A 2,308-nucleotide genomic window follows, 5' to 3' on the forward strand; every position below is an offset into this window, starting at 1 on the left:
GCGGAGCTGGGCCCGCTGGCGGCCGCGCACCCGCTGCGCGAGCGCCTGCAGGGCCTGCTCATGCGGGCCCTGTACGCGGCCGGCCGGCAGGCCGACGCGCTCGACGCCTACGAGCGGACCCGGGGGACGCTGTCGGAGGAGCTGGGCGTCGACCCGTCCGCCGAGCTGGCCGAGCTGCACCTGTCGATCCTCCGGCACGACCCGCAGCGCCAGGACCGCCGCCGCACCCGCCGGACGAACCTGCGCGCCCAGGTGACCAGCTTCGTCGGCCGCGAGCAGGAGCTGGCCCAGCTCGCCAAGGCGCTGGAGGCCGGCCGGCTCGTCACCGTCGTCGGCCCCGGGGGTGCGGGCAAGACCCGGCTCGCCGCCGAGGTCGCCGAGCGCTCTGCCGACCTGGCGCCGGACGGCGTCTGGCTGGCCGAGCTGGCGCCCGTCACCGACCCCCACGACGTCGCCAACGCGGTGCTCACGGCGATCGGCGGCCGGGACGGAGCCCGGTTCGAGGCCGGGGAGGGTGGCGCCGCCGAGCGGCTGGAGGAGGTCTTCGCCCAGCAGGGGGCGCTGCTCGTGCTCGACAACTGCGAGCATGTCGTGTCGGCCGTCGCCGAGCTGGTGGACCGGCTGCTGGGCGCCTGCCCCGACCTGCGCGTCCTGGCCACCAGCCGGGAGCCGCTGGCCGTCGCGGGCGAAAGCCTCTACCCCATCCCGCCCCTGGAGTGGCCCGCCGGCTCGACCGAGGACGCCCGCGGCTACTCCGCGGTCCGCCTCTTCGCCGAACGGGCCGTGGCGGTCCGCCCCGGCTTCACCCTCGACGAGGCCACCACCCGGGCGGTGGTCGAGATCTGCCGGCGGCTCGACGGCATGCCGCTGGCCATCGAGCTGGCCGCCGCCAGGACGCGCGCGCTGAGCGTGGAGCAGATCGCGGCCAAGCTCGACGACCGCTTCCGCCTGCTCAGCAGCGGCAGCCGGACGGCCCTGCCCCGGCACCGCACCCTGCAGGCGGTGGTCGACTGGAGCTGGGACCCGCTGTCCGGCGAGGAGCGGGAGCTGGCCATGGTGCTGGCGGTCTTCCCCGGCGGGGCCACGCTGGAGGCGCTGGAGGCGGTCAGCGGGCTCGACCCGCTCGACGCGCTCACGGCGCTGGTGGACAAGTCGCTGGTCGAGCTGTCCGGCGAGCGCTACCGCATGCAGGAGACGGTCAGGTCGTACGGGATGGCCCGGCTGGCGGAGTCCGGGCAGGACCGGGCCGTGCGGGACGGGCACGCGCGCCACTTCCTGCGGCTCGCCGGGGCGGCCGACCCCGGGCTGCGCGGCGCCGGCCAGCTCCAGTGGCTGGACAGGCTGCGGGCCGAGCACGACAACGTCGTGGCCGCGCTGCGGTTCGCGGCCGACGCGGGGGACGCCGAGCTGGGCGTGCGGCTGCCGGCGGCCATGTGGTGGTTCTGGTTCCTGCAGGGCATGCGGATCGAGAGCGTGCACTGGATGCGTGGCGTGCTCGACCTGCCGGGCGAGGTGCCGGAGGAGCTGCGGCCCGTACGGCTGGCGCTCCAGGGGCTCGTCCACCAGCAGCTCGGCGATCCGGCGGCGGCACAGGAGACGGTCCAGGAGGCGCTGGACCTCGGCGACCGGCTGGGCGGGCCCGTCGGCGTGCTGCTGCTCTGCGCGCCGATGGTGCTGGGAGACCTGGTGGCGGCCGCCCGGGCCGCCGAACGGTCGATGCCGGGCCTGACCGGATGGGAACGGGCGTTCGCGCGGATGACGCTGTCCATGGCGGCCGAGAGCAAGGGGGACGTCGGCGGGGCGTTCGCCCTCGTCGACGAGACGCGACGGGAGATGGAGGCCCTCGGCGAGCGGTGGGGGCTGTCCTCCGCGCTGCGCGTGCTGGCCGAGCACCACGACCGCGCGGGCGATCTCGCTGCCGGGATCGAGGCCAGGTCGCGGGCGCTGCGCCTGGCCGGTGAGCTGGGTGTCATGGAGGACCAGGCCGCCATCCTGGCCAAGATCGCGCTCTCGTACGCGCGGTCGGGCGAGCATGACCGCGCCCGGTCGTACATGGACGCGTGCTGGGACTGCGTGGAGCGGTTGCGGCAGAGGGAGGGCGTCGAGTACGTCCGGCTGTCGCAGGTCGAGGTGCTGCTCCGGAGCGGTGACCTGGAGGAGGCGCGGCGGGAGCTGACGGCGGTCGAGGATTTGTCCTGCCCTCCCGAGGTGCGGGCCTGGGCCGCCTGCTATCGCGCGATGGCCGCGCTGCTCGACGGCGACCGGCCGGGTGCCGGGCCGTCGCTCGACATCGCGATGGAGCTGGGGG

General features: G+C 75.9%; 1 protein-coding gene. It reads left to right on the forward strand.

Annotation, left to right across the window (positions count from 1 at the left end; translation table 11 throughout):
* Positions 1-2,308 (forward strand): ATP-binding protein (locus ACWDX9_RS62505; RefSeq protein ID WP_449973317.1); only part of this gene is annotated, 2,308 nt, incomplete at both ends.

The organism is Nonomuraea sp. NPDC003201, from assembly GCF_053590415.1.